General features: G+C 34.9%; 22 protein-coding genes. 16 read left to right on the top strand and 6 right to left on the bottom strand.

What is annotated here, in order from left to right; translation table 11 throughout:
• Positions 1 to 31: 31 nt before the first annotated feature.
• A complete protein-coding gene (locus AZF04_RS13445) occupies positions 32 to 274 on the top strand; it encodes a hypothetical protein (protein WP_045481502.1) in 243 nt (80 codons plus the stop codon).
• Between the two features lie 226 nt (positions 275 to 500).
• On the opposite strand, the gene AZF04_RS13440 is transcribed toward AZF04_RS13445, so the two are convergent.
• Complete coding sequence (locus AZF04_RS13440) at positions 501 to 1,715, bottom strand: MFS transporter (RefSeq protein WP_061949161.1); 1,215 nt, start codon at positions 1,713 to 1,715, stop codon at positions 501 to 503.
• An 80-nt stretch (positions 1,716 to 1,795) separates the two neighbouring features.
• Entirely contained in the window at positions 1,796 to 3,034 is a 1,239-nt protein-coding gene (pepT, locus tag AZF04_RS13435; RefSeq protein WP_061949160.1) for a peptidase T, read from the bottom strand.
• A gap of 212 nt (positions 3,035 to 3,246) precedes the next feature.
• On the opposite strand from pepT, the gene AZF04_RS13430 reads away from it, so the two are divergent.
• The gene (locus AZF04_RS13430) at positions 3,247 to 3,648 is read left to right on the top strand and encodes a hypothetical protein (RefSeq protein WP_061949159.1); all 402 of its coding nucleotides are present in this window, start codon (positions 3,247 to 3,249) and stop codon (positions 3,646 to 3,648) included.
• Between the two features lie 803 nt (positions 3,649 to 4,451).
• Entirely contained in the window at positions 4,452 to 4,964 is a 513-nt protein-coding gene (locus AZF04_RS13425; protein ID WP_045481492.1) for a FixH family protein, read from the top strand.
• Between the two features lie 104 nt (positions 4,965 to 5,068).
• Here the strand turns inward: AZF04_RS13425 and AZF04_RS13420 are convergent, their stop codons facing one another.
• Entirely contained in the window at positions 5,069 to 6,460 is a 1,392-nt protein-coding gene (locus AZF04_RS13420) for a sensor histidine kinase (protein WP_061949158.1), read from the bottom strand.
• Between the two features lie 10 nt (positions 6,461 to 6,470).
• Positions 6,471 to 7,181, bottom strand: a complete 711-nt coding sequence (locus tag AZF04_RS13415; protein WP_061949157.1) for a response regulator transcription factor — start codon at positions 7,179 to 7,181, stop codon at positions 6,471 to 6,473.
• A 158-nt stretch (positions 7,182 to 7,339) separates the two neighbouring features.
• On the opposite strand from AZF04_RS13415, the gene AZF04_RS13410 reads away from it, so the two are divergent.
• Genes AZF04_RS13410 through AZF04_RS13400 form a run of 3 tightly spaced genes read left to right on the top strand, consistent with a single transcriptional unit; the run spans position 7,340 to position 10,322 of the window.
• Entirely contained in the window at positions 7,340 to 8,110 is a 771-nt protein-coding gene (locus AZF04_RS13410; protein ID WP_061949156.1) for an ABC transporter ATP-binding protein, read from the top strand.
• A complete protein-coding gene (locus tag AZF04_RS13405; RefSeq protein WP_061949155.1) occupies positions 8,097 to 9,935 on the top strand; it encodes an FtsX-like permease family protein in 1,839 nt (612 codons plus the stop codon). Before AZF04_RS13410 ends, AZF04_RS13405 begins: the two co-directional genes overlap by 14 nt.
• Before the next feature lie 18 nt (positions 9,936 to 9,953).
• A complete protein-coding gene (locus AZF04_RS13400; protein WP_061949154.1) occupies positions 9,954 to 10,322 on the top strand; it encodes a YxeA family protein in 369 nt (122 codons plus the stop codon).
• Positions 10,323 to 10,405: 83 nt separating this feature from the next.
• On the opposite strand, the gene AZF04_RS13395 is transcribed toward AZF04_RS13400, so the two are convergent.
• Positions 10,406 to 10,723: a hypothetical protein gene (locus AZF04_RS13395; protein ID WP_061949153.1), complete on the bottom strand. Its 318-nt coding sequence runs from the start codon at positions 10,721 to 10,723 to the stop codon at positions 10,406 to 10,408.
• A 257-nt stretch (positions 10,724 to 10,980) separates the two neighbouring features.
• On the bottom strand, positions 10,981 to 11,109 hold the full coding sequence (locus tag AZF04_RS21805; RefSeq protein ID WP_268753424.1) for a hypothetical protein: 129 nt from the start codon (positions 11,107 to 11,109) through the stop codon (positions 10,981 to 10,983).
• Between the two features lie 469 nt (positions 11,110 to 11,578).
• On the opposite strand from AZF04_RS21805, the gene AZF04_RS13390 reads away from it, so the two are divergent.
• From AZF04_RS13390 to srtB, 10 genes are all read left to right on the top strand, one after another.
• Complete coding sequence (locus AZF04_RS13390; RefSeq protein WP_061949152.1) at positions 11,579 to 12,040, top strand: MarR family winged helix-turn-helix transcriptional regulator; 462 nt, start codon at positions 11,579 to 11,581, stop codon at positions 12,038 to 12,040.
• A 115-nt stretch (positions 12,041 to 12,155) separates the two neighbouring features.
• The gene (locus AZF04_RS13385; RefSeq protein WP_061949151.1) at positions 12,156 to 13,094 is read left to right on the top strand and encodes a ring-cleaving dioxygenase; all 939 of its coding nucleotides are present in this window, start codon (positions 12,156 to 12,158) and stop codon (positions 13,092 to 13,094) included.
• 17 nt (positions 13,095 to 13,111) lie between these two features.
• The gene (locus AZF04_RS13380; protein ID WP_061949150.1) at positions 13,112 to 13,723 is read left to right on the top strand and encodes a flavin reductase family protein; all 612 of its coding nucleotides are present in this window, start codon (positions 13,112 to 13,114) and stop codon (positions 13,721 to 13,723) included.
• Positions 13,724 to 13,866: 143 nt separating this feature from the next.
• Positions 13,867 to 14,787: a ComEC/Rec2 family competence protein gene (locus tag AZF04_RS13375; RefSeq protein WP_061949149.1), complete on the top strand. Its 921-nt coding sequence runs from the start codon at positions 13,867 to 13,869 to the stop codon at positions 14,785 to 14,787.
• 506 nt (positions 14,788 to 15,293) lie between these two features.
• Complete coding sequence (gene isdC / locus AZF04_RS13370; protein ID WP_064504162.1) at positions 15,294 to 15,938, top strand: heme uptake protein IsdC; 645 nt, start codon at positions 15,294 to 15,296, stop codon at positions 15,936 to 15,938.
• Between the two features lie 20 nt (positions 15,939 to 15,958).
• Positions 15,959 to 18,715, top strand: a complete 2,757-nt coding sequence (locus tag AZF04_RS13365) for an NEAT domain-containing protein (RefSeq protein WP_061949147.1) — start codon at positions 15,959 to 15,961, stop codon at positions 18,713 to 18,715.
• A gap of 96 nt (positions 18,716 to 18,811) precedes the next feature.
• The gene (gene isdE / locus AZF04_RS13360; RefSeq protein WP_061949460.1) at positions 18,812 to 19,708 is read left to right on the top strand and encodes a heme ABC transporter substrate-binding protein IsdE; all 897 of its coding nucleotides are present in this window, start codon (positions 18,812 to 18,814) and stop codon (positions 19,706 to 19,708) included.
• A gap of 17 nt (positions 19,709 to 19,725) precedes the next feature.
• A complete protein-coding gene (locus AZF04_RS13355; RefSeq protein ID WP_061949146.1) occupies positions 19,726 to 20,697 on the top strand; it encodes a FecCD family ABC transporter permease in 972 nt (323 codons plus the stop codon).
• The gene (locus tag AZF04_RS13350) at positions 20,698 to 21,480 is read left to right on the top strand and encodes an ABC transporter ATP-binding protein (RefSeq protein ID WP_061949145.1); all 783 of its coding nucleotides are present in this window, start codon (positions 20,698 to 20,700) and stop codon (positions 21,478 to 21,480) included.
• 24 nt (positions 21,481 to 21,504) lie between these two features.
• Positions 21,505 to 22,272, top strand: coding sequence for a class B sortase (gene srtB / locus AZF04_RS13345; protein WP_061949144.1), 768 nt, complete (start codon positions 21,505 to 21,507; stop codon positions 22,270 to 22,272).
• Positions 22,273 to 22,427: the final 155 nt, after the last annotated feature.

Below are 22,427 nucleotides of genomic sequence, written 5' to 3'. Positions count from 1 at the left end.
AAATAACTTTTGAGTGGGAAGGAGTAATTTTATGGATCCTTTTGTTATCATTGTTTTAGGTATTATTGTACCTAGTTTGTTTTTAGGTGGGTATGCAGTAAAAAAAGATTACGATCATAAGGAACGACTTCTTGAAGTGAAAGAGCTAGAATTAGAGCTGGAAATGAAAAAGCTTGAGCAGAACGAAGCACTAGAGCTAGAGCATCAGAAGACACTGAAGTTAACAGATGCAGGTAATTCTTTAGACGCTAGAGAAGAAAAAACAGACTTTTAAAGATTTAAAAGGAGGTGTTAATATTGTCAGCAGTTATGATGGTTTTAGTTGGAATATTCTGTGTAGTAATGGCAGGTGGATTTTTATACAGTTTGTTTAAATTAGGTTCTAATTTAGTAAGACGCTAAATACACAGGTATGTATACATAAGGGTTTATGTTGATAAAGCTTGAATTTATTGTAGCCGGCGACCATGCAAAAGTCGTCGGCTATACCTGTTAGTTTATTAGCCACTCTTCATATTTTTATTTAGTAGGTTCATAGAAGTGGGTAGCTTAATGAATAGTGAGGAAAGCATTCCAATAAACAGAAACAAGCTAAATAGAAGAAATGCGAGCTGATACAGTTCATTTTTAAGGAGGAATATAGCCATAATTGGACTTGAACTTGCTCCTAAAAATAAGATGAACGCATTAAAGGAAAGAGCGGAACCTCTTGCTTTGTTAGCTATTAAGTTAATGACCGATATATTAATAGGGTTAACCAAAGATAAGCCCATCACAAAAAAGATCGTTAAAACAACAATGAGAATAAGGTTTGGTTGAGTAATCATGAATAATAAACTAGTAATCGATAAAATAAGTCCTACTCGTAAGGTCTGAAGCATACCAAACCGTGCAGCAATTCTGCCTGCAAAGGGAGAGATAAGCATACCTACTATACCTATTGCTCGAATCATTAGAATATCTTGTTCCTGTAAGCCGTATTGAAGGGATAAATAATGTCCAAGCATCGTGTATAGGCCTACGAGAGAGAATAAGATACTAAAAGTGATGGGAAAGGCGAAAAGTAATTGTCTTTCTTTTATTTGCTGATACATTTTTCGAACGGCCTGTTTAAGACTACTCGTTTTTGAAGTGGGTATAAAATCATCAGGTAAATAGCGATAAACAAAATAACTAGTAACTAGATAAATGAGCCCTATTAATAAAAAGCTATATGACCACTGAGTAAATTTTTGAAAAACTCCGACATATACCTGACCAATAATTCCTGCCATAAATAAGCCTAAGCTTATAAACCCAATAGCAGTGACACGCTTTTCTTTTGGAAACATTTCTCCTGCATAAACTAATGAAAGAGGCGCAAACGCCGCTGCTACCAAGCCTTGTAATGCTCTAAGAATAACAAGTATATAGAATTGTGATACAAAGCTAATAGCGATGGTAATAAAAGACAGTAAAAAAATACTTGTGAATAAAAAAATTTTCCGACCGTATTGATCTGAAAAAGGTCCAAAAAGTAGACATCCTATAGCATAACAAAAGGAAAAAGCGCTGCCAGCCCAGGCCGACTGCTCTAAAGTAATCGAAAATTCCTTCGAAAAAATAGTTAGAAGTGGTATCGTCATATACATACTAGATAAAATAATGAGTCCACACCAAAATAATAAAAAAGTCATGATTGAATATTGTTTCCGAGTAAGAGTTACTTCTGTCACAGTATCACATCTCCAGAATGGTCGTTTTTTCACATAAAGAAATGACTACTCACAAGTGTTCTCGTAAGCAGTCATCCATACTATTCTGTTCTTTCTTCAAATAATTTCACAATTTCTATAATCACCTTCGTTGCTTTTAGCATGCTTTCTGCAGAGATGAATTCAAACTTACCATGATAATTCTCTCCACCGGTAAAAAGATTAGGTGTTGGTAATCCCATATAGGAAATTTGCGAACCATCAGTCCCTCCTCGAATAGGTTCAATGATTGGGACTATATCTAGTTTTTTCATAGCATCTGAAGCGTTCGTAATCACTTCACGAACAGGTTCAATTTTTTCACGCATATTATAATATTGATCCTTCAGTACTAAGAAAACCCGTTCTTCTTCATACATAGCATTTAAATCATTTACAATCAACTGAAGAGTATCTTTCTTTTTTTGGAATTCGGCCGAATCAAAATCTCTAATAATATAATTAAGCTTCGTTTCCTCGACATCACCACATATCGATAAAAGGTGAAAAAAGCCTTCATAGTTCTCTGTAAACTCAGGGGCCTCTGCAGCAGGAAGACGACGGTTTAATTCCATAGCAATTTTGGTTGAGTTGACCATTTTCCCTTTTGCAGTACCTGGATGAATATTAGATCCTCTTATTGTGATTTTTGCTGATCCAGCATTGAAGCTTTCGTATTGAAGTTCACCAATTGGTCCACCATCTAATGTGTAGGCATAATCGCAGGCGAATTGTTTTACATCAAACTTATGAGGGCCTCTACCTATTTCCTCATCAGGTGTAAAAGCAACTCTTATTTTTCCATGCTTTATTTCTGGATGCTGTATTAGATATTCCATAGCTGTCATAATTTCAGCAATCCCCGCCTTATCATCGGCTCCAAGTAAAGTTGTTCCATCTGTTGTAATTAGCGTGTTACCCACATATTTAGAAAGCTGTGGAAAATCCTTTGGCGATAAAACAACATTTTTTTCTTGATTTAAAATGATATCTTTTCCATTATAATTCTCCACTATTTGAGGAGAGACATCTTTACCCGTAAAGTCTGTTGCTGTATCAACATGTGCGAGGAATCCAATTGTTGGCACATTTTTTTCTGTATTAGATTCTAATGTAGCCATAACGTAGCCATTTTCATCTATTGTAACGTCAGACATACCTATTTCCTTTAATTCTGCGACAAGCAAATGAGCTAATTCTAGTTGACCAGGTGTTGAAGGGCAACTCGTACTTTCTTCATTTGATTGGGTGTCAATTTTTGCATATTTTATAAGGCGGTTAATTAAATTTGACTTTTGCATCTTGGTTAGCTCCTTTTATGTAAAAATATATCAATTCATAGCTTGAATGGTGCGATGGATTCTTTTTCTTCTTCATCATATCATTTTCTTTTAATATTTAGAAATGGTTACGGAGAAGGTAGGGATTATAATTTAGCAACCAATCAAGGTATAGATTCTTTATAGGAGTTTAAAATAAGAAAAAATCAAATCAGGACTATAGAGGTGGATAAATGGACTTTTCATTAAAGAGAACACATGAGTTGGTAAGTGCCTGTAGACAAATTGTCAATCACATGGAGGTTAGTGGCTTACAAGAGCAGAATTTATTAGCCAATATCAAACAGCAATTCGAGAGTTGTGAGGACGTATTTGCACAAACAGAGTCTGAAGATAAAATCCTTCCTTTTGTACAATTGAAATTAGAAGAATTATATAAACAAATTGAAGAGCTTCAGTCTTATACGCATCAAGATTATTTAAGCATTACTAATCATAATATTGAGGAGTATGAAGCGTTATCTTATGAAAACCAATTGAATCAATCTAATGTATATCATGCGAAAATTGATTACTATAGCACAAGAAAGCTTCTTCATAATATAGAAAAAATTTTTCACAATATGAGTAATTAATTTTGACGTTCCATATAAAAGAGGACGTACAGAGCTTTTATTCAAAGAGGACCTGCTTTATAATAATTAATAAATCAAATTCATATCTTATAATGAAAACCGAACGATTAGGTTTATTGATTTTCACTTTAGGTAGATGCTTTCCCAAGGGCTTGTCTTCAGCTAACTCTGACTGCGCAGAGCTTCGTCAGAGTGGATCTTCAGACTGCGCTCATCCTTTGGGAGTCACTACCTACCGTTTCAATCAACGAGTTAATTCACCAAGGTTCGTCTTTTAATGAAAACAAATCAATGAGGTTTAGATTTTCACTTTAGGTAGATGCTTTCCCAAGGGCTTGTCTTCAGCTAACTCTGACTGCGCAGAGCTTCGTCAGAGTGGATCTTCAGAATGCGCTCATCCTTTGGGAGTCACTACCTACCGTTTCAATCAACAAGTGGATTCATCAAGGTTCGTCTTTTAATGAAAACAAATCAATGAGGTTTAGATTTTCACTTTAGGTAGATGCTTTCCCAAGGGCTTGTCTTCAGCTAACTCTGATTGCGCAGAGCTTCGCCAGAGTGGATCTTCAGACTGCGCTCATCCTTTGGGAGTCACTACCTACCGTTTCAATCATCGAGTGAATTCACAAACTTCCAAGACATTTTTAAATGAATGGTCGGTTTTATTCACTTATAGAGCAATGATGAAATTCACTCAAATAGCTTATAAAATAAATCTTTCCACTATTTCACAGTCCTTTCACAAACATTGTTTATAATATAATGGTCTAACAGTTGTGAATACAAAAAAGGAGGGTGAGACAATGAAGCGTTTCTCATTTTTGTTACTATTATCGATTAGTTTGTTAATGGCTTGTTCAAACAGCGATGAACAAACGACTCAGCCAGATAGTCTTGTACCAGTAGAAGTATCCATTCAATTACCTAATGAAAGCCTTGATATAAATGAGGAGATAACCTTAGGCGCGGTTGTGACGCATGGTGAAGAAGTGGTTGAAGATGCATATGAAGTCATTTTTGAGGTTTGGGAATCAGGAAATAAGGAAGATAGTGAAATGATTGAAGCTGAGCATGTAGGTTCTGGTCTCTATGAAAATACATATTCCTTCACAAACGAAGGTCTATATAATGTTCAAGCACATGTTACAGCAAGAGATATGCATGTAATGCCGACAAAGGAATTTACGGTCGGCTCCTTAACCGAGGAAGAGTTGGCTGAAATGTATCCTGATAACGAAGAAAGTGATGCAAGTCATGAAAATCATGAAGGCGATACAGAAGAACATGACGAAGACGACCATGAGCATCATCATTAATGGTTAATAATGGTTAATAATGGTTAATAATTTTAATAAATGTATGGGCTGGTGTGATTACGCACCAGCCTTTTTTCTTTCAAAAGTTTATATGTTTAATATTTTTATGTTCTCATATTTTCAAACCAAATACGAATGGAGGTACCTTTTCCGTGTTGACTAGTGATTTCAACCTTTCCTCCATGAGCTTCAATGATATCTCGGGCGATCGCCATCCCTAATCCTGTACCTTGAATATGTTCGGTATTGGTTCCACGATAATAGCGTTCAAAAATCTGCTCTAAATCCTCTGATTTTATTCCTTTTCCGTTATCTTCTATCACCATATAATCATCTGTTATCACTAAAGAAACTAGAACGTTAGCGTCATTATGAACAAAGGCATTTTGAATAAAATTGAGTAGGGCTCTTTTTAATAAATGTTTGTCAATAGACAGGTATACATTCTCTGCCTCACTAGAAAAAGATATCTCGTTACGGTCTTGAAAAGAGGGAGAGTTTAGGATATCAATGATCATCTCTCTGACAAATTTTTCAATATTCGTTTCTGTTACGCTCAACGGCATTTCTTGGTTTCGCAGTCGGATCGTCAAATTTAAATCGTCGAGTAAGTTTCTCATATAAATAGACTGTCTCTCAATAACCTCTGAGTATTCAAGTCGCTCATCTTTCGTTATATCGTGCTCTCGTAATAATTCTGCATAGCCTTGAATAGAAGACAATGGTGTTTTTAAATCATGAGTGACATTACTAATCCATTCATTCCTCATCTTCTCGAGCTTTGACTGGTCTTCTTCTTGTTTTTTTAGTGTGTTCGATAAATTATTAAGATTAGCAAAAACAGAATTGAAAATACCAGGTCGATTAGGGTGAAACTCATTAAACTGCCTTTGATTAAGCTGGGAAATCCTTTTGATTATAATGTGAACGGGTCTTGTAAGAATAGAACTAAAAAGAAGACCTATAGAAGCAGCAATGATGAAATTAACAATGACGATAATAAAAAAGGCTAGAGTCGCGTTTGAAAAAAAGGATTGCAAATCTATCGTAAATACAAATCTCCTTTCATCCGAAAACCGCATTCCGATAATGTAGCTATATTCCTCATAAGCACCTATAAAATAAGTGTTGAATTCATCATCCATATACTTATATTTATGAATAAGCTCTATCGGGCTGTAATTCATAGAAGCAGATTCTGGAGCATCAAAGGAGCTTATTACTTCTCCATTTTCATCGAGAATTTGAAGCCATGCACCAAAACCGATTAAAGCGTCCTGCCCTTGCTGACTAATAGTAGGTTGTCCATTTTCGAACATGAAATATTGACTAAATTCTCTTGTGAATGACTCGGCTCTGTCAGTTGAAATATCCTCTTCATCATTAAATCTCTGGTGAATAAGCATAGCCAATACAATCGAAGCGTTCACTACAAGAACAATAAAAACGATAGATAGTATTGAAAATATATAGCGTCCTGTTAACTTCCATTTCAACTGCTTTCACCTAACTTCCTAGAAATCGATATCCTAAACCTTTAACTGTTACTATATATTTAGGGTTAGAAGGAGTCTCTTCTATTTTTTCCCTTAGCCTTCTAATATGTACCATTAATGTATTATCGGCACCATAAAATTCTTCTCCCCATACAGCCTGAAAAAGAGTCTCTTTACTTAAAATCCGATTAGGGTTTCTTAAGAAGCAAGCCATCAATCCAACCTCTTTTGCTGTTAACTCTAAGGCTATATCATTCTTTTTAACTTCTGTTTCCTCTTTATTGATTGAAAATACTCCGACCTTTTTCGATGTGTTAGCCGGTGTTATTTGATCGACATCGACACTATAAAGACCTACTCTTCTTAATTGAGCCTTTACTCGGTAAGCAACTTCTTTAGGACTAAAAGGCTTTGTTACATAATCATCTCCGCCAATAGCTAATCCTAAAATTTTATCTACTTCCTCTGTTTTTGCAGACAGAAATAAAATGGGAATTTTAGATTCCTCCCGAATTTTTTTACACAGCTCATAGCCTTCCCCATCAGGAAGCATGACATCTAAGATAGCAAGATCTGGAGAGTGCTGCAAAAAAGCCTCCCAGCCTTCCTTAATCGTATTGGCTAGAATGATTTCCTCGAAGCCTTCCTTCTTTAGGGAGGTTTTAATTAAGGTGCATAAGTCTTTTTCATCATCAACAATTAGAATTTTTGGTTGCCCCATTTTCTCTCACCCTTCCGAATTCACGGTTTTATTATCTTTCTCTATAGTAACAGTTTCCATAAAGAGTATGTATCATTTAAGGATTTTGTAAGGTAAATGTGATTTTCGTTTAAGGATGGCTAGTTATAGTTAGTAATAAGGAAAGCGAGGGATTAGATATGGAAACATTATTATCGGTCAAAGAGGTTGGAAAAGTATATGGAAAAGGAACGAGCTCGTTTGACGCTTTGAGACATATATCATTTGACATTGACTATGGAGAGTTCGTGGGAGTGATGGGGCCATCTGGTTCAGGTAAATCTACGCTTCTAAATGTATTAGCGACGATTGATAAACCTTCATCAGGAGAAATTCACTTAGAGGAAAACAATTTAGTACAAATGAAGGAAGGGAAGTTAGCTGATTTTCGTAAGAAACATTTAGGCTTCATCTTCCAAGAGTATAATTTACTCGATTCATTAACTGTAAAAGAAAATATATTATTGCCATTAGCAATTGCCAAAAAGAAAGTGAAAGATATAGAAGAAACAATAGATAAAATCGTTAAAGCCTTTGGTATTGATTATATTATCGATCAATACCCTTATCAAATATCGGGAGGTCAAAAGCAAAGAGCAGCAGCGTGTCGTGCTTTAATAACAAACCCTAAATTAGTCTTCGCTGATGAACCAACGGGTGCATTAGATTCTAAATCTGCCAAAAGCCTATTAGAAACCCTTCGTTCTATGAATGATGATCATGAGACGACTATTATGATGGTGACGCATGATGCCTTTGCAGCAAGCTTTTGCCGTAGAATCCTGTTTTTGAAGGATGGAGAGATTTTTAAAGAAATTTTTAGGGGAAGTCAATCAAGAGAACAATTTTATCAAAGTATTTTAGAAGAATTAGCCCAAATGGGTGGTGGTGATAACCATGACACTGTTTAGCTTAGCCATAAAGAACATTCGTCGTAATTTAAAAAGCTATGGGCTTTATATAGGATCCACTATTTTCTCCATTAGCATTTACTTTACTTTTGTTACCTTAAAATATAGTGAGGACATTAGTGCATTATCAGAGTCTTCAAGACAAATAAGTAGCATGATGAATGCTTCATCCTTTGTATTACTTTTCTTTGTCTCTATTTTTATTATTTATTCTAATTCTTTCTTTTTAAAGAAGAGAAAGAAAGAAATGGCTTTATATTCTTTGATGGGAGTGCGAAAGCGTGTCATTGGCTGGCTACTTTTTTGGGAAAATATTGTTATTGGCTTATTGTCTCTAGTAGTTGGGGTAGCCGTTGGGTTTTTTGCGTCACAACTTTTATTAGCACTACTATTTGTTTTAATGGGCTTGGAGTTTTCTATAGTATTTGCTTTTTCTATAAGTGCTGTTGTTCATACAATGATGGTGTTTCTCGTAATATTCCTACTTACATCATTACAAGGCTATCTTATTATTTATCGGTTCCAGCTTATTGAATTATTTAATGCAGATAAAAAGGGAGAAGCTCCACCTAAAGCGCGATTCATTTCAGCTATTCTAGGAATCATAACGATTTCTTCTGGCTATTGGATAGCCATAGAAGACATTACGAGCTCGGAAGCTTGGAGGTTCTTTGGAATATCAACCCCTCTTGTCATTATAGGGTTAACGATATTAGGCTCCTATCTGATTTTTAATAGCGTACTTGTATATATTCTGCATGTCTTAAGAAAGCGAAAAACGTGGGCATGGAAAGGTCTTAATACTTGGACAACTGCTCAATTACTTCATCGTATAAGTGGTAACGCTAGAACTTTGACTATTATTGCGGCTTTAAGTGCTACAACTATTACGGCTGGTGGGGCTGTTTTTGGACTTTATTACAATGTGGAAAAAAACGTGCAAACATACACACCATTCACATTTATGTGGGAAGGAGAGGAAGAGGTCATCGATTCCTCTGACATTGTATTTCAAGATTCTATTGAAAGTAAAGCTGTACGAGTAAATGTTCAAGAGCAAGAAATGATGTTCCATCTTTTAGATTATAGTACTTTTGAAAAGTTGGCGGAGCAATTAAGTTGGAGTCATGTTGAAGAGCTGCCCCAAAACCAATTTCTATTAATTGATCCTTTTTATAATGAGGATACATCTCTAATCATTGATTCTGTCATGTTAGATGGAACTGTTTTTAGTGCTAATGATGTATACACAGATTATATAGTAAATATGGAAACGGTGGGTGGAGGAAGAGTCATCGTATTAAGTGACCAACAATATGAAGAGATAGCAGCTGAGGAAAGTGTATTTCAATTAGTAACGGTTGACGATTATAAAAATCATTTAGACCAATCTAATCTATTAGAGGCTAGTACAGAGAATTTTTCGAGTGCTGTCCAAAACTATAAAGATTCAATGGAAGCCAATGGATCGTTGCTTTTTGTTGGTAGTTTTTTAGGGCTTGTATTTTTAGTAGCAACGGGGAGTGTGATTTATTTTAAAGTGATGACGGAGGCAGAAGAGGACAAAGCGAAATATCAAATTCTTTATAAAATCGGTGTTACAAAAAAAGAACAGAGCAACAGTATTCGTCATCAAGTTGGGATGATATTTTTCGCTCCTTTATTTCTAGGGTTAATGCATGGTGCAATTGCGCTAATCGCTTTTTCCAATCTCTTGCAAATGAACCTCGTCGTACCTGTTCTTATATGGATGCTTGCTTACACGTTTATCTATGTCATTTATTATTTTGCCACCATGAGAAGCTATAAGAAAATGGTTTTATAATTTAAAGGAGGATTTAAAATGAAGAAATTCGCTATTTTATTAATGGTCGTTGTGTTTTTGTTTATTGGAGGTGTTGTCGTTTTAGCTACGGTCGATTTTAATCGATTAGGTAAAGACAACGTATATGTTCAAGTAACAGAACCAACTAATGTAGAGGAAACAGTATTAGAATCAGGAGAAGTTATGCAACGCTTTTGGTACGAAACATTTGCATATGATGAGAGTGGTGAAAGGGTAGAAGTTGAATTCTCTGCAGCAAAAGAACTTCGGGAAAATGCCTATTTAATGTTATATGTAAAGAATCAAAATGAAGTCACATCCTATGATGAAGTGATGTGGGAGGTTATTCCAGAGGCTGCACAAAATGAATTAACTGAAGATGAGTGATTGAACATTTATATGAATAAACTAAGTGGAGGGTAATCCTCCACTTAGTTGGTTATGTCTCTAACTATTTAAGAGAAGGAACCTTAGTTTCGTTCTTCTTTGATCTGAATATTCAGTAAATTACTATTTCTAGAGTTGCTTATTCTAGCGTAGTATAAAGGTGTATTTTTTCTCATGTGATTCATTATGTCGGTAATAATTTGTTCGGTTTTATAGTTGCCGTTTAAAAGATGTAATGGAATTGAGAATAATACTTCTTGTGCTAATCGCGGTGTAATGTTTGCTTGAAATAACTTCTCAGAAAGAATTTGATTCAAACGCTTATGTTTCATAAAGCGTTTAATAATGATTTTATCTAAATGTTGAATAAAATCATGTTTGTAGACTAAATAATTAAACATATTTGAAAGCTCCTAGTGCAATAGTTTTATCATACAACCTAATTTTCGCTAAAACGATTCGAACAGAAATAAGGTAAACTTCTAAAATTTGTTAGAAAACATAACATAAATAGATGTTAACGTATGTGAAGAAAATATTGTTATGAAAATCTAATGTTTTTATATATAAATTTCTTGACTTTTTTCATTATCACAAAGGAAAAAAACGAAAAAAGCTATCTTACAGCTAATATCTGTAAAATAACTTTTTAAACATATTAAGCTGGAAAATACTCAAGTCCTAGAATATGGTGAGCAAATAAAATGACGATAATCATTAAAACGACACCAATAAATAATCCCTTTATCGCCTCTTGTATCGAACGATCTCTTTTTACCTTGGTCATCTCTTCCTTCAGTCTCCTTTCGATTAAATGTTCTCAAATGAAAGAAGAAAGAGATAAATTGTGTACTCTGGAATTTCAAAACAAGCATTAAATAATGATGAAAAATAATAGGGATGAAAGAATTCAGGTAAAGAGTGTTTATGTTTAGTATGAGAGCACATAAGAATAATGCATAACTAAAAAATAATTTTATAGCGGATAGCGGTTCAAGCTGAGTTAAAGCTAAGTTTTGTTCAATGTATTGGTTTGATTCAATGAGATTATGAAGATGTACACTGGTTGAATCATGATGCTCTAAAGGTAAGTGAGATATAAAAAGAAGATGATAGATTAATACTAATGAACTAAATAAAGTGTTCATTTAGTTTCCCTTCTCTCGATAAAATAGAATTAGTTGACATGTCACCAAACAAATCATATAATTATCTCGGATTCAAGATAATTTTCCAATGGAAAGGTTTTGAGTAAGATGACTAAAAATTTTCACGATGAAGATTATGATTTATCGTTAAAACTTTTTATTGTGTTACTTCGTTCTAGTCGATCTGTCGCAGACTATATTGAAGAAGATATTAAAAATTATCATTTAAATAAGACGGAATTTGCTGTTTTGGAATTATTATATCATAAGGGAGAACAGCCTATTCAACAAATTGGAAAAAAAGTTCTTCTATCTAGTGGGTCTATTACTTATGTAGTAGATAAGTTAGAAAAAAAGGAACTAATCGTTAGGCGTTTGTCTGAAAAGGATCGAAGAGTTACCTATGCTGTTATAACGGAAAAGGGAAAACATTTTATGGCTGAAATATTTCCAAAGAACCGTGAAACCATTCATCAACTATTAAGTCCATTGAGTGATGAACAAAAGAAAATGATGATTGATACATTAAAAATAATAGGGTATCGAGCAGACCAATTACAACAGAAATAAAAAAAGATTTTATAATCTTTTTTTTAGATAATTATCTTGAATTCAAGACATTATACACTCATGATAATGCTATAAATTCAGAGCATATTAATGATTAAGAAAGAAGGAGATTAAATTGAAAATAACAAAAGGTATTCATCATATTACGGCTATAGTAGGAGAACCACAAGAAAATGTTGATTTTTATGCTGGAGTTCTAGGTCTTCGTTTAATAAAAAAGACGGTTAATTTCGATGATCCAGGAACATATCATTTATATTTCGGAGATGAACAAGGGAAACCAGGAACGATTATGACTTTTTTTAATTGGGTTGGAGCTTATCAAGGAGAGATAGGCTCGGGACAAGTTGGTGTCACACAATTTGTTGTACCTAAAAATTCTTTCGGCTTTTGGAAAACACGTTTAAAAACATATGAAGTTGATTTCACCGAAAAGAAAAGATTTAATGAAGAATATCTGCAATTTTCAGACCCTCATGGATTAAAGCTAGAGCTTGTCGAAAGAGAAGAGGGTGAAAAAAGCTCCTGGAGCTTTAATGGAGTTACACCAGATTTCGCTATTAAAGGTTTTGGTGGAGCCACATTATTATCAGCTGAGCCGGAACAAACCGTTCAATTGCTATCAGAAATGATGGGATTACAAGTAATAGGAGAGGATAATGGTTGGATAAGGTTAAAAGCGCAAGGACCTATCGGAAATATAATTGATGTTAATACACACGTCGTTCGAAAAGGACAATTAGGGGTAGGGACTGTTCACCATATTGCTTGGCGTGCTACTGACGACCAAGACCAATTAGATTGGCAAAAATTACTGAAGGACCAGGGGTATGCTGTGACACCTGTTCAAGACAGAAACTACTTCAATGCTATTTATTTTAGAGAGCATGGAGAATTATTATTTGAAATAGCTACAGACCCACCTGGGTTTACACATGATGAGGAATTACAAGATCTGGGATCTCAATTAATGCTCCCTCCACAGTACGAGCCACATCGTGCAAAGATAGAAAGGGTTTTACTTCCTTTTCAAGTTAGAGAAGACAAACTGTAATAAGGAGATGAAGGTTGATGATTACGATTGAGTCTAAAAACTTAACGGAAAGAGAGAATTATAAATTATTAATCGGAAGTGTTATTCCTAGACCGATTGCCTTTGTCACATCCCTTTCTAAACAAGGGGTGTTAAATGGAGCACCCTTTAGTTATTTTACGATTATTTCCTCTGCCCCTCCTAGAATATTATTATCTATAGCTAGAAGGGAAGGAGAGATGAAGGATACGACAGCTAATATTTTGTATAAAAAGGAGTTTGTCGTTCATACAGTTGATGAAGCGAATGTTAATGAAATTAATTTAAGCGCCAAGAGCTTACCCCATAATGAGAGCGAAATAGAGGAAATAGGTATGTCGACTATTAAAAGTCATCTTGTTGATGTTCCAGCTGTAACACAATCTAAAATTCGTTTTGAATGTCTATTAGATCAACATATACCATTAGAAGATGAGCAAGGCTTTATGAATGCAGATTTAATCATTGGTAGGGTGATTTGTTATCATATTGAAAATCAGCTATATGATGATGGGAAAATTATTCAAGATAAATGGGAAGCTGTCTCTAGACTAGCGGGACACGATTATGCACGGATAGGAGAAGTATTTACTTTAACCAGGCCCAAATAACGGATTCTTCTAATTACCTTACTGCAATAACTAAGCAGGCTAGAAAGTGGAAACTTTTTAACCCTGCTTTTTTGTATGTTGAATAAATATTAGATTTCCAGAAAAAACTAAGTGGAGATATTTCGATAAAGGTGGTTCTAGACATGAAAGTAAACAGAATTTCTTTCGTCCTCTTAGTATTGATGCTAATTATGACTTTATTGAATAATGAAAATAACTTATTTACTGTTTATGCAGAACAGTCACAAGAGCATTCCTTTTTTCAGACAGACTCAGATGCTGGAAAATTAACGATTCGTTATTTTAATTTAGAAGATAGCCACAAATCAGGTGATGCTATTTTAATTAAAGGTCCAGAAGGAGATACGATGTTAATTGATTCTGGAACGTTTGCAGTAGGAGACCAATTAAGTGAATATTTAGCTCAGCTTCAAGTCCATTCACTAGATTATAGTGTAGCTTCGCATCCCCATCACGATCATATTGGTGGTTATCAGAAACTAATAGGGAACATACCTATTAGGCAATTTTTACTACCTGATATACCAGCATTAACAGAAGCTAATAAGAAGCTTCAACAATTATTAGCAGAGCACCAACTACATATCGAGTATATCAAAAAGAACGATCAATTTAAGCTCGGAGAAGAAGTATTTATAGAGGTGTTACATCCTGGACCACTGGAATCAAAAGGAAAGTGGTCAACAAAGGAAATAAATGAATCTGCGCTCGTATTAAAGGTAAGCTATCGTAATCATAGCTTTTTATTAGCGAGTGATATATATAAAGCTACAGAAAAACAGTTAATAGAAGAATATGGAGATCAATTAAAGGTAGATTTTTTGCATATTCCACACCATGGTCATCAAACATCTTCATCAAAAACGTTTATCAAACAAGTTTCACCAAAATATGCTGTGATTAGCTCTAATCGCTCTAAATGGAAAAAGGTGAATCAAATGTATCAGTCAGAAGGAGTAAAAACCTATATTACAGAGCGTGATGGCCATATTAAGATTACTTCTGATGGGCAAGAATTTGATATTAGTGGATCGTTAAAATAGTTATCTGATTAGCAAGACTGGGACAAAGTGGGTAGATAAAATGAAACTTTCCAAAAGGAAGCGGATTTATACAGATGAGAGTTTCTATGCAACTCAATTGCTTTTAGTCCCAGTTCCTTATATTTGCCTGTACATATTAAGCTAGAAGCTTAAGACTATACATTTAAATGGTTGTTTTTTCTTTCTTCTATAAATGTTAAAGATTTCTATAAAAGATTGAAAAATAACTTAATTTATAATTGACAATGATTCTCATTCTAAGTTATAGTGTTATTGAACATTTTCATTTCTATGTAAAAAGGGAAGAGGGCGATTTATATAAGTGGAAATGAACATTGATTTTATTAATTTATAGGCTTTATTTGTTACTCGTCATAAAAAAGACGAGTTTTATTAGCGCACCAATTGAGAATGATAATCACAATCGTATAAGAATGATTGTTTTTATTTTTTCTTTAATTGAGAATAATAATCAATATTAATTAAAAAGGAGTGCAATGTTAGAAATGAAAAAGATAAATATTACAAAACCAGGGGTGCTACTTTTATTCATGGTGACCCTCTTGCTCATGCTCCCAATGTATGCGGTAGCAAACACCAATCTTGAAGACGGTGAGTACTCGATTGGGTATACGGTCTTACATTCTGATAATGATTCTGCTTCAATTGCTAATGATTATTGGGTAAAACCAGCCAAAATTGTCGTTAATAACGGAAATATGGTAGCTCAAATGACGTTAAATAATAGCTCTTGGATTACAGAATTTAAAGTACATAATCAAGATGTTCAAGTGTTAAGTACCGACCAAGCTAATGATAAAAGGGTCGTCCAATTTCCTATTGATAGTTTTTCAACATTAAGTGCGCAAATACACGTTATTGTTGAAGACATTGACTATGACCATGGATATACTGTTCGTTTTTCTTTTGATGAGAGTAGTTTGAAAACTATTCAGTTAGCAGAAGGTGGAGAGCAGGAACAATCTTCCTCCAATAACTCACAGAGTGCAGGAACAACTACAAACTCTAGTAATAATAATCAAGTTGAAAATCCACAAACGAATGATTCAACGATGCCAATAGTATTTATTACCTTATTTATTTTGTCGGCTTTTTATTTAGTTAAACAATGGAAATCAAGAGAAGCATAAAAGAGAGGGAGGATGTTATTTTGAAAAAGAAATGGCAAAAATTAATCGCAATACTTTCTATTATTCTATTAGTCATAACAAATGCTCTACCAACTATTACATTGGCAAATGAATCAGAGGATACTTTGCTAGATGGTGAATATACGATTGGATTTACTGTTTTAAAGAATAATACAAACGAAACATCTTATATGGATCAATTCACAAAAAGTCCAGCTACTTTGACGGTAGATGGGGATTCATTATTAGTTGATGTGACACTGAATAATAGTGATTGGATTAAGCTTTTTCAGACTGACCAAAACGGTAGCTTAGTAGATACAGAAGTGGTGTCAGAGGACACAGAGAACGATACTCGAGTCGTTCGGTTTCCAATAAATGGTACAAATGACACGGTTAATGCCTATACACACGTAGTAGTTCCGATGATTAATTATGACAACTATTACCAAGTTCAAATAGATTTTCACCCAGAGAGCTTAACACCAGTAAATGTGGTAGATGAGGAAGAAGCTCCGGAAGAAAATGATGGAGGCGAGGAAATAGAGTCTCCAGAAGAAAATGACGGAGGCGAGGAAACAGAGTCTCCAGAAGAAAATAACGGAGGCGAGGAAACAGAAGCTCCGGAAGAAAATGACGGAGGCGAGGAAACAGAAGCACCGGAAGAAAATGACGGAGGCGAGGAAACAGAAGCTCCAGAAGAAAATGACGGAACCGAGGGGCCAGGTAATTCAGAAGAAGAGTCGTCAATTGAGAATGGTACTTATTGGATTGAATTTTCAGCTCTTCATGCATTAGAGGATAGACCTTCTTCAATGAGTAGATATTTAACAAACCCAGCAACATTAATAGTTGAGGACGGTAAAAATTATCTTCTATTACATGTCATCGATGAAGAGAATCATATAACAGACATTCGTTTGCAATTAAATGATGATTTGATAACGGGGGAACAGAAAGAAATAGAGGAAGAGCTTTATCTTCAATATGAAATCGGAAGTTTAAATGAAGCCACTTTAGCAGAGGTTGATATGAGAGTGGTTATGCCAAATGGTTCCATTTATGAAAATACTCAACGTTTTAGATTAGCCTTTGACCTGGATACAATGGAAGAAAGAGTGATAGAGAGTGGGACTGAAGAAGGTTTATCATTAGAGAATGGCCTTTATACGATCGCATTCCATGCAAAGCATGCTACAGCAGATAGTGATTCTTCTATGCAAAGGTATTTAGAGAGCCCGATGATCCTGGAAGTAAATGATGAAGGCATGGATTTATTTCTTACCATAAAAGAACAACCGGGAAGTCATATTACAGATATTCGCTTAGAGACAGACCGAGGGCTTCAAAGTGGTCTAGTATTGAATGAGAATGAAGCTGAATTAGAAAGAACCGTGAAATATACGCTTAATACTCTACCTACAGAGTTAAATGCAGAAGTAGATATGTTTGTTCCAGCTATGAATTATCGAAATACACAACAATTCCGACTCGTTTTTGATTTTGATAGTGTATTAGAATATGAGGGTGAAACACCAGAAACACCAGAAACACCAGAAACACCGGAAACACCGGAAACACCGGAAACACCGGAAAATCCAACTGACCCTGAGCTCGAATTGCCTATTACTCTAGAAGATGGGTTATATTCACTTGATTTTACCGTTTTAAAAAATAATTCAGATGAAGCTTCAGTGATGGATCAATATATGGAGAAACCAGCACATCTTTTAGTGAGAGAGAATCAGTATAAAGTGAATTTAACATTAAAAGAAAGTGATTGGATTGTCCTTTTTCAGACAGAGCAGAATGGAATTTTAGAAGATGCAGAGGTCATTGAGCATGATGAGGAACAAAATACTCGTGTCGTTCAATTTGACTTAGAAAACTTGAATAACAAGGTTGAAGCTTTTACACAAGTTGTTATACCGGAACTTCAATATAACCATTCTTATGAAGTGCAGATAGAATTCGATTTAAGCACATTAGTAGATGAAGAAGGTAATGAAGTAGAACCACCAATCGACGGAGAGCCAAATCCAAATCCTGGTCCGAACCCGAACCCAAATCCTGGCCCTACTCCTACCCCAGGAATTGATGATGAAGAAGACCAGTCGCTAGATGGAGAGTATTGGATCGATTTTACTGTTCATAAAAACAACAGTACTGATGTATCTGTTATGGATGATTATGTGAGAAAGCCTGCAAAATTAAGCATAGAAGATGAAGAAATGTACGTTTTTATGACGTTGACGAATAGTGAGTGGATTAAAGTCTTCCAAACAGAACAAGATGGTTCATATGCAGATGCTGAAGTAATCTCTGTTGATTTAGAAAATGATACTAGAGAAGTGCAATTTCTAATAAAAGACCTTGATGAGCCACTTAATGGATATACAGAGGTCTATTTTGAAGAACCATTTTTATACGATGGAAAGTATGAAGTTCAATTTGTGTTCGATTCTAATAGCTTGGAGCGAATTGAGGGAAATCCTAATCACCCTGGAAACGGAAATGGAAATGGTAATGGTCAATCAGACAATGACGATACTACAAATGATAACCATACAAACGATGATGATAAAGATTCTGGAGACGGTTTAAGCTATGACCGTAATGGTGATAAAACGAAAGAGCAGCGAAGCACACAGGAAAACAAGGTTGAAAATGCCAAAACGTCAGATGTCACAAACTGGTTAATGGTTATGACTCTTATCCTATCATTAATAGGTTCCAGTTATTTCTTAATTAGAAAGTACAAACTAGGGACGTTATAGAATATAGTCTTGGTACTCGTAAAAAGGAGTATCAAGACTTCCTCTATTTAAAGTATAAATAAGGAGGAGATAAGGTTGAAGTACATACTAAAGAGAATGCTTTTATTAACCTCATTATTAATCATTCATTTGTCGTTGATAGGCTGTAGTGAAGAAGACACTATTCCAAATAATACAGAAGTCTCTTCAAAGTCAGAGACTGTCCATGAGATAGATGAACGAATTATCTCTACAACGGTTGCAGCAACAGAAATTTTTGCCGCTTTAGAGATCGATTTAATAGGGGTTCCTACAAGCTATAAGGAATTACCCGAACGATATCAGGGGGTGGAAGAGGTTGGAAATCCTATGAGTCCCGATATGGAGCTTATGAAAGTGTTAAATCCTACAGATGTTTATTCTGTCACTACACTAGAAACAGATTTAAAAGAACCATTTGAACGTATTGATTTAGAAGCAACCTTTTTAGATTTTCAAAGCTTAGACAGCATGTTAGCAGAAATCGTTCAAATAGGGGATAAATACGATCGTAAAAATCAAGCTGATCAAATCGTTGATTCTATTCAATATAAATTAGAAGAAATAGAAAAGGAAATAGAACATTATGACTCACCGTCTGTTTTAATTTTGTTGGGAGTACCTGGAAGTTATTTAGTGGCGACAGAGCATTCCTATATTGGTGACTTAGTTAAAAGAGCTGGTGGAGTGAATATTGTAGAAGGTGAGAGTGTAGAGTACTTAGCCTCAAATACAGAATATCTCCAACAGTCAAATCCGAATGTCATTCTCCGAGCGGCACACGGCATGCCTGAAGAGGTAGTGGAAATGTTTGATGAAAAATTTGCTACAGATGATATTTGGCAGCACTTTGATGCTGTAAAAAATGAGCGTGTATATGACTTAGATGAGCAATTATTTCCTACTACAGGAAATTTAGCGGTTGTTGAAGCGATGGAGCAGTTGGTCAGCATGCTTTATAAAGGAAATGATTGAAACGGAAGGGAAAAATCATGAAGAAAAAAGTCATTAGCTATGTAACGGTTTGCTTCCTGTTAATCATGGTTCTAATCATCTCAACAACGACGGGTAGTATTCAACTAGGTTTCTTAGATTTGATACAAGGATTAATTACAGGTAATAATGAGGAAGTCAGAGTTATTCAGGACCTTCGGTTTCCTCGGATTATTATCGCTATTTTTGCAGGAGCCGCTTTAGCCGTAGCAGGAGCATTATTTCAAGCAGTTATGAGGAATCCACTTGCTGATGCAGGGATTATTGGGATATCTTCTGGAGCAGGATTTACCTCTATCCTAGCAATTAGCTTTTTCCCAACGCTCTATTTTTGGTCGCCTCTTTTTGCCTTTATGGGTGGAGCACTAGCCTGTTTTTTAGTGTATAGTTTATCCTGGAAGTCAGGATTAAGCCCAGTCCGCCTCATTTTGGTAGGAGTGGCGATTAATGCTGTTTTTAGTGGATTAGGTGAAACTTTTAATTATCGGGGCTCTTATACAGTGACAAGTATCAGTCCTACCACTACCTCGACTTTATCGATGAAATCCTGGCAGGATGTAGAGATGATGTTGATTTTTAGTATAATTGGATTAGCTTTGGCCTTTTTATTGGCTAAATCCTGTAATTTATTAGTTTTACAAGATAAAACAACACGAAACCTCGGAGTTTCTGTCACAAAGTTAAGAATCATTGTTTCAGCTGTTGCGGTATTACTTGCAGCCGTCTCTACAGCGATTGCTGGTTTAATTGCTTTTATCGGATTACTAGTCCCACACATCGCTAGAAGATTAGTAGGAACCGAGCATAAAGTCTTGTTACCTTTTACTGCATTAGCGGGGGGTTTATTATTGTTATTGGCTGATACGCTTGGTAGAACACTCATTGCCCCAAATGAGATTCCTGCTTCTATTATCATGTCTATTATTGGTGGACCATTTTTAATTTTTCTGTTAAGAAGGGGGGACAAGTAAATGGAGATGAAAGAGCTGACATTTTCTTATCAAAAAGGGTTGAACATTATTGAACAATTCACCTCTAGTATTCAGTCTAAAAAAGTAACGACCATTATAGGACCAAATGGTTCTGGAAAGTCGACTTTATTGCAACTATTATCTCGAAACTTGAAAAGTAAAAGCGGGGAAGTCATTCTTAATGGAAAACAAATTCAATCCTATTCTTCTAAGGATTTCGCTAAAAAGCTAGCAATGGTCCATCAACATAATGAAGCACCCTATGATATGACAGTGGAAAAGCTAGTTAGCTATGGTAGAACTCCATATAAACAGCTTCTTTCTTCTAATGAAGAGGCAGACCAGGAAGCGATTAATTGGGCCATACAATGTACAAATTTAACTACGAAAAGACAATCAACTCTTGAAGAGCTTTCGGGAGGGGAAAGACAAAGAGCTTGGATTGCCATGTCGCTAGCACAAAAAACACCGATATTGTTTTTAGATGAACCGACTACATATTTAGATTTGTACCACCAGCTTGAAATTTTAGAACTAGTAAAGCAGTTAAACCAAAAACATGGAATAACCATCGTTATGGTTTTGCATGATATGAACCAAGCGATTCGTTATAGTGATCACATTATGGTAATGAAACAGGGGAAAAAGGTCATGGAAGGAACGCCTAGCGGGGTTATTACAAGGGAAATGATACGAGAGGTATATGGAGTAGAGGCTCAGGTAATCGTTGATCAGACATATGGTCTGCATGTTCTGCCAGTCGCCTTACCATCAAATATTTAAATGGTTAAAAGGGGGGATTATAAAATGAGTAAAAAAAATAATAATCCTATAAAATGGGTAATCCAAAAAGGTATGACTGTCTTATGTGCCCTTGTATTTGTTTTTTCCTTCTATTATTTGAGTGATATCTTTTTTGATTATTATCAGAATCGCCAAGTGTTAGCTGATATTCAGGAAGTATATGAACCGAGGGATCATGATAAAGACTTTAATAACAATGAAAATTTACGTAAATCCTTTGACCCACTATTAGCGATTAATAAAGATATTGTTGGTTGGATATCTATAGATAACACGAGAATCGATTATCCGATATTACAGTCAAATGATAATGACTACTATTTAAATCGTAATTACTTATTAGAGGAATCTCGTGCAGGCTCTATTTTCATGGATTTTAGAAATGATATATCTGAATTGGGGCTACATACGATTTTATATGGGCATAGAATGAAGGATGGAACGATGTTTGCTGATTTAAAAAAATACCTTCAGCAAGATTATTATGAAGAGAATCGCTATTTTTATTTTGATACTCTCTATGATAGCTATGAAATTGAAATATTCTCTGCATATACGACCACAACCGATTTCTATTATATTGAGACTAATTTTGAGGATCAGAGTAACTATTTGCATTTTATAGAAGAAATTCAAGCAAAATCGATGATAAAATCAGAGGTTACAGTGGAAGAGAATGAGCAAATTATTACACTTTCTACTTGTGATTATGCACTTAATCGAGACCAAGGGAGACTCGTTGTTCATGGGAAAATCGTTCCTTCTTCATAAAAATTTCAACTAGAAAATAAATGATAATTAAAAGAAAGTGAAAGGAAATAGAAATCTACAAATTTAAACAGGAGCTTCCTTTTTATCATAAGAAGGAAGCTCCTGTTTTTATTATAAAAGTTTTACTACATGAGTGAATTTCATCATTGCTCTAT

Origin of the sequence: Alkalihalobacillus trypoxylicola, assembly GCF_001590785.1 — a bacterium.
GTDB lineage: Bacteria > Bacillota > Bacilli > Bacillales > Bacillaceae_D > Alkalihalobacillus > Alkalihalobacillus trypoxylicola.
This window is presented reverse-complemented; position numbering and strand designations above follow the sequence as displayed.

Excerpts from the sequence above, each read along its gene's own strand:
- AZF04_RS13445 (WP_045481502.1), top strand. The coding sequence starts at position 32 with ATGGATCCTTTTGTTATCATTGTTTTAGGTATTATTGTACCTAGTTTG.
- pepT (WP_061949160.1), bottom strand. The coding sequence starts at position 3,034 with ATGCAAAAGTCAAATTTAATTAACCGCCTTATAAAATATGCAAAAATT.
- AZF04_RS13430 (WP_061949159.1), top strand. The coding sequence starts at position 3,247 with ATGGACTTTTCATTAAAGAGAACACATGAGTTGGTAAGTGCCTGTAGA.
- AZF04_RS13425 (WP_045481492.1), top strand. The coding sequence starts at position 4,452 with ATGAAGCGTTTCTCATTTTTGTTACTATTATCGATTAGTTTGTTAATG.
- AZF04_RS13415 (WP_061949157.1), bottom strand. The coding sequence starts at position 7,181 with ATGGGGCAACCAAAAATTCTAATTGTTGATGATGAAAAAGACTTATGC.
- AZF04_RS13410 (WP_061949156.1), top strand. The coding sequence starts at position 7,340 with ATGGAAACATTATTATCGGTCAAAGAGGTTGGAAAAGTATATGGAAAA.
- AZF04_RS13405 (WP_061949155.1), top strand. The coding sequence starts at position 8,097 with ATGACACTGTTTAGCTTAGCCATAAAGAACATTCGTCGTAATTTAAAA.
- AZF04_RS13400 (WP_061949154.1), top strand. The coding sequence starts at position 9,954 with ATGAAGAAATTCGCTATTTTATTAATGGTCGTTGTGTTTTTGTTTATT.
- AZF04_RS13395 (WP_061949153.1), bottom strand. The coding sequence starts at position 10,723 with ATGTTTAATTATTTAGTCTACAAACATGATTTTATTCAACATTTAGAT.
- AZF04_RS21805 (WP_268753424.1), bottom strand. The coding sequence starts at position 11,109 with ATGACCAAGGTAAAAAGAGATCGTTCGATACAAGAGGCGATAAAGGGA.
- AZF04_RS13390 (WP_061949152.1), top strand. The coding sequence starts at position 11,579 with ATGACTAAAAATTTTCACGATGAAGATTATGATTTATCGTTAAAACTT.
- AZF04_RS13380 (WP_061949150.1), top strand. The coding sequence starts at position 13,112 with ATGATTACGATTGAGTCTAAAAACTTAACGGAAAGAGAGAATTATAAA.
- AZF04_RS13375 (WP_061949149.1), top strand. The coding sequence starts at position 13,867 with ATGAAAGTAAACAGAATTTCTTTCGTCCTCTTAGTATTGATGCTAATT.
- isdC (WP_064504162.1), top strand. The coding sequence starts at position 15,294 with ATGAAAAAGATAAATATTACAAAACCAGGGGTGCTACTTTTATTCATG.
- isdE (WP_061949460.1), top strand. The coding sequence starts at position 18,812 with ATGCTTTTATTAACCTCATTATTAATCATTCATTTGTCGTTGATAGGC.
- AZF04_RS13355 (WP_061949146.1), top strand. The coding sequence starts at position 19,726 with ATGAAGAAAAAAGTCATTAGCTATGTAACGGTTTGCTTCCTGTTAATC.
- AZF04_RS13350 (WP_061949145.1), top strand. The coding sequence starts at position 20,698 with ATGGAGATGAAAGAGCTGACATTTTCTTATCAAAAAGGGTTGAACATT.
- srtB (WP_061949144.1), top strand. The coding sequence starts at position 21,505 with ATGAGTAAAAAAAATAATAATCCTATAAAATGGGTAATCCAAAAAGGT.